4 protein-coding genes are annotated in these 4,377 nt (G+C 69.0%); 3 read left to right on the forward strand and 1 reads right to left on the reverse strand.

Annotated elements, in window-relative coordinates; translation table 11 throughout:
* Nucleotides 1-1,418, forward strand: a 1,418-nt coding sequence (locus tag R1101_RS0116855) for a helix-turn-helix transcriptional regulator (RefSeq protein ID WP_016934544.1), incomplete at its 5' end; no start/stop codon positions are given.
* A 13-nt stretch (nt 1,419-1,431) separates the two neighbouring features.
* Here the strand turns inward: R1101_RS0116855 and R1101_RS0116860 are convergent.
* Entirely contained in the window at nt 1,432-1,980 is a 549-nt protein-coding gene (locus tag R1101_RS0116860) for a DinB family protein (RefSeq protein ID WP_016934545.1), read from the reverse strand.
* 100 nt (nt 1,981-2,080) lie between these two features.
* On the opposite strand from R1101_RS0116860, the gene R1101_RS0116865 reads away from it, so the two are divergent.
* Nucleotides 2,081-3,064: a helix-turn-helix transcriptional regulator gene (locus R1101_RS0116865; RefSeq protein ID WP_051017572.1), complete on the forward strand. Its 984-nt coding sequence runs from the start codon at nt 2,081-2,083 to the stop codon at nt 3,062-3,064.
* A gap of 60 nt (nt 3,065-3,124) precedes the next feature.
* Nucleotides 3,125-4,201 (forward strand): alkene reductase, encoded by a 1,077-nt coding sequence (locus tag R1101_RS0116870; protein WP_016934547.1) that lies wholly within the window; start codon nt 3,125-3,127, stop codon nt 4,199-4,201.
* Nucleotides 4,202-4,377: the final 176 nt, after the last annotated feature.

A 4,377-nucleotide genomic window follows, 5' to 3' on the forward strand; every position in this document is an offset into this window, starting at 1 on the left:
GCACCCTCGACGAGAGCGAACTCGTGCGGTGGGGCACGACACGCATCTCCAATCTGTTCTGGGGAATGGGCAACGCCGCGGAGGCCCAGCAGGTGCTCGCCACCCTCCGCGAACTGGTCACCCGCCCGCACCTCCGTCCGGTGATCGACGCGATCGACTGCGGGTGTGCGGTGTACGAGGGCCGCCCACACGACGCGCTCACCCTGGCGCATCGCACCCTCGCCACCGAACCTGCACTCCCCTGGGCGATCGAGTGGGCCTTCTTCGGCGGCGGTCTGGCGCTCGCGGTGATGGGACGCGGTCACGAGGTCCCCGCGATGGCGGCGCGCTGTGCAGCGATCGCCCATCAGGTCGACGGTCTGCTGCGCTATCCCGCCGGTCTGGGTGAGGTCCTCGCGTTGCTCCTCACCGGGAATCTCGACGAGGCCGAGCGGCGGGCCGAGACCTACCGGCACAGCGCGATGCGCGGTCCCGCCGACGCCCGCGGAACCGTCACGTCGACAGGGCAGTATCTCGCCTGGGGCCTGGCGAACATCCTGCGCGGCGTCGTCGACACGACGCGAGGGAGGTTCGTCCACGCCGTGCACCGTCTCGAGCAGGCCGTCGCCGCGCTCCAGGTGGACGACCGCGCCGCCGCCGTCTCCTGGAACGTGCCGGCGTACATCGCCCTCACACAGGGCTATGCCGTACTCGGTCGTGTCAACGACGCGGACGACGCGCTGGCACAGGCCACATCGCGGAGCGGACGGCACGTCGCCGTCTTCGAACCGCAACTCCGGATCGCGGAGGCATGGCTCGCCGCGGCGCGCGGCGAGACCACGAACGCGGTCGGCCTCGCCCGAACCGCGGCGGAGACCGCGGCCCGGAACGATCAGTTCGGCATCGAGGCCGTCGCCCTGCACGCCGCCACTCGGTTCGGGGACCACACGACAGCAGAACGGCTCTCGGTTCTGGCCGAACAGTGCGACGGGCGCTTCGTCGCGGTCATCGCCGCCCATGCGTCCGCGGCCGCGGACGGCGACGGCCGGGGACTGTCCGCAGCGGCGATCGACTTCGAGGCACTCGGCGCGCTCGCCGACGCGGCCGACGCCCATGCTCGGGCCGCCCTCGCCTACCGCGATCGGGGAGACACCCGGCGGTCGATCGAGTCCGCGGCCACAGCCGCGGCGCTGGCCGTGCGATGCGACAACGCCACGTCGCCGGCACTGGACGAAGCGGCCCGCCCGCTCCCCCTGACCAGCCGGGAACGGGAGATCGCCGCCATGGTCACCGCCGGACTGTCGAACCGGCAGATCGCCGACCGTCTCGTGGTGTCCGTTCGCACCGTCGAGGGCCACATCTACCGGGCGTGCACCAAACTCGACGTGTCCGACCGCACCGAACTCGCCGAGTTGATGCGGGACACCGGCCGGCGCTAGCGCGACGACCGGCTCATCCCATCGATTTCGCGCCGTCGAGGGATTCACGGATGATGTCGGCATGACCGGCGTGCTGTGTCGTCTCCGCGACGATGTGCAGCAACGCGCGGCGCACCGACCATGTCTCCTCGATGTTCCACGGCGCCTTCGGAAGTTCATGGATCACGTCCAGCGACGGCAGTGTCCGCACCAGCTCGTCCGTCCTCGCCGCCACCTCGTCGTAGGCGCGCAGCGCTCCTTCGAGGGTCTCCCCCGGCTGCAGCTGGAAGTCCTTCTCGCGCTCGGCGAAATCTTCCTCGGTCCACTCGGTGAAATCCTTCTCGATGTAGTCGGCGCCGACCACAAGGAAATCCGCCCATCCTCTCTCGACCTCGGTGACGTGCTTGATGAGGCCACCGATCGTCAAGGCGCTCACAGTGGTTCGTTGGGACGCCTGATCGGTTGTGAGATCGCGGGCAGTGAACCGCAGGAAATGCCGCGCGTGGGCCAGGCTCGACAACACATCGCGGCGTTCCTGGTCGAGCCTCGGCGTGACGTTCTCGGTGGTGGTGGTCTCGGTCATCGGGTGCTCCTCGTCGTCGTGGTTCGGTGAGAACTACGCTACGAGCTATTGGTGCCAGTTCCTGTCACTTATTGCTCCGAAGGTGCGGAAGAATGCGACCATGTCCGACACGAGCTCCCGCACGCTGCGACTTCTGTCGCTGCTGCAGACCCACCGCTACTGGCTCGGCGCCGACCTCGCCGAGCGGATGGGCGTCTCGCTGCGCACCCTGCGCCGCGATATCGAGCGGCTCCGCGATCTCGGCTACCCGGTGCGGTCGGATCGCGGAGTCGGCGGCGGATATCAGCTCGCGCCGGGCGCGTCGCTGCCTCCCCTGGCCCTCGACGACGACGAAGCGGTCGCGCTCGCTGTCGGTCTACTCACCGCGGCCCAGACCTCGATCACCGGGATCGCCGAGATCTCCGTACGCGCGCTCGCCAAGGTCATCCAGGTGATGCCGCCGCGACTGCGGCGCCAGGTCGAGGCACTGGACGCGGCGACGGTCTCCGCCGACACGCCGTGGGCGACACGCGCGACCGATTCGCAGCAACTGGTCACCGTCGCGCGCGCGTGCCGCGACGACGAACGCATCGTGTTCGACTACACCGCGGCCGACGGGACCGCGACGAGCCGACGCGTCGAACCTCGCCAGCTCGTGTCTCTCGGGCGACGCTGGTATCTGGTCGGGTACGACCTCGACCGCAGCGACTGGCGCAGCTTCCGGCTCGACCGGATGACCGAGGCCGCCGCCACCGGGATGCGCTTTCGCCAACGTGACCTGCCCGGCGGCAATGCCGCTGCCTTCGTCGAAGCCGGAATCCGCGGGCGCTCCCACGTGAAGGTCAGCGCCGAGCTGGCGGCCTCCGAGCACGAGGTGCGCCGACGGATCGGCCAGTGGGCCGAGGTGATCGCGATCGACGCCGACCGGTGCCGGATCGAGGTGGACGCCGACAGCATGGACTGGGCGGTCTTCGCCGTGGGCATGTCCGGTGGCCGGTTGCTCGGCGCATCTCCCCCGGAGTTCGTCGAGCACCTCGCGGAGTGGTCGAATCGCCTGCTCGCAGGTGCCGAAAGACCGGATTCACCATCTCCCGACACGGTATGACCCCCCTCACAATCGGATCGGCATCGGAATGTCGCCGGGACGCGAGCGGTTGCGCCACCCATGGACTTGTTCACACCGGTAGCTCTCGGAGACCTCGAACTCGCGAACCGTATCGTCATGGCCCCGCTGACCCGCCTGCGTGGTGGTTCGGCCGGCGTACCCGGAGATCTGATCGTCGAGCACTACCGTCAGCGGGCGAGTGTCGGCCTGATCATCGCCGAGGGAACCTATGTGAACTTCGAATCCCAGGCCTTCGTCGGCCAGCCCGGAATCGTCACCGACGAGCAGGTCGCCGGTTGGCGCCGCGTGGCGGAGGCCGTGCACGACCGTGGCGGCCGCATCGTGGTGCAGTTGATGCACGGCGGCCGCGTCACGCATCCCGCTGTGAACGGTGGTCGACGCGTCGTCGCGCCGAGCGCCCTCGCGATCGACGGCCAGGTGCACACCGAACAGGGTAAGCAGCCCTACCCCGTGCCCCACGCACTGACCACCGACGAGATCCCTTCCGTCGTCGACGACTTCGTCGCATCGGCCCGCCGAGCGATCGACGCCGGACTCGACGGCGTCGAGGTCCACAGTGCCAACGGCTATCTGTTGCACGAATTCCTCTCTCCCGCCTCCAACGTGCGGGCCGATCGATACGGCGGTTCGGTGGAGAACCGGATCCGGCTGGTCGTCGAGGTCGTCACGGCCGTGTCGGACGCCGTCGGTGCCGGACGCGTCGGACTGCGGATCTCCCCCGAACACAACATCCAGGACGCGGTCGAGACGGACCGCGACGACGTCCACGCCGTCTACGGCGCTCTGGTCGACGCCCTGCAGCCCCTCGGTTTGGCGTATCTGTCCGTCCTGCACAAGGAGCCGACCGGAGATCTGGTGCAGGAACTGCGGAACCGATTCGGCGGCAAAGTGATCGCCAACAGCGGATTCGGTTCGCCGACGACCCGTGACGAAGCCGTGCAGCTGATCGAGGATTCGCACGCCGACGCCGTGGCGGTCGGTCGCGCGGTGCTCGCCAATCCCGACCTGGCCGAGCGGTGGCGGGACGGACAGCCGGAGAACCCGCCGCGTCCCGAACTGTTCTACGCGTCCGGAGCCGAGGGGTACACCGACTACCCGTTCCTGCAGACAGTCTGAGCGGAGAACTCACCGCTCCTCGAAATCCTTGCGCGCCGAACCGTTTCTCGCCGCCGCTGTAGCGCGGGCGGAACCCGGTTCGGCGCGTGAGGTCGTCTCGGCGTCCAGGTGCAGGTCGGGCATCATCCGTTCGAGCATCGGCTGCCACCGCTCGACGTGGTCCGGGAAGCACGTGC

It is taken from the genome of Rhodococcus sp. R1101, from assembly GCF_000278445.1.
GTDB lineage: Bacteria > Actinomycetota > Actinomycetes > Mycobacteriales > Mycobacteriaceae > Rhodococcus > Rhodococcus gordoniae.

Coding starts and splice junctions, on each gene's coding strand:
- R1101_RS0116860 (WP_016934545.1), bottom strand. CDS start 1,980: ATGACCGAGACCACCACCACCGAGAACGTCACGCCGAGGCTCGACCAG.
- R1101_RS0116865 (WP_051017572.1), top strand. CDS start 2,081: ATGTCCGACACGAGCTCCCGCACGCTGCGACTTCTGTCGCTGCTGCAG.
- R1101_RS0116870 (WP_016934547.1), top strand. CDS start 3,125: ATGGACTTGTTCACACCGGTAGCTCTCGGAGACCTCGAACTCGCGAAC.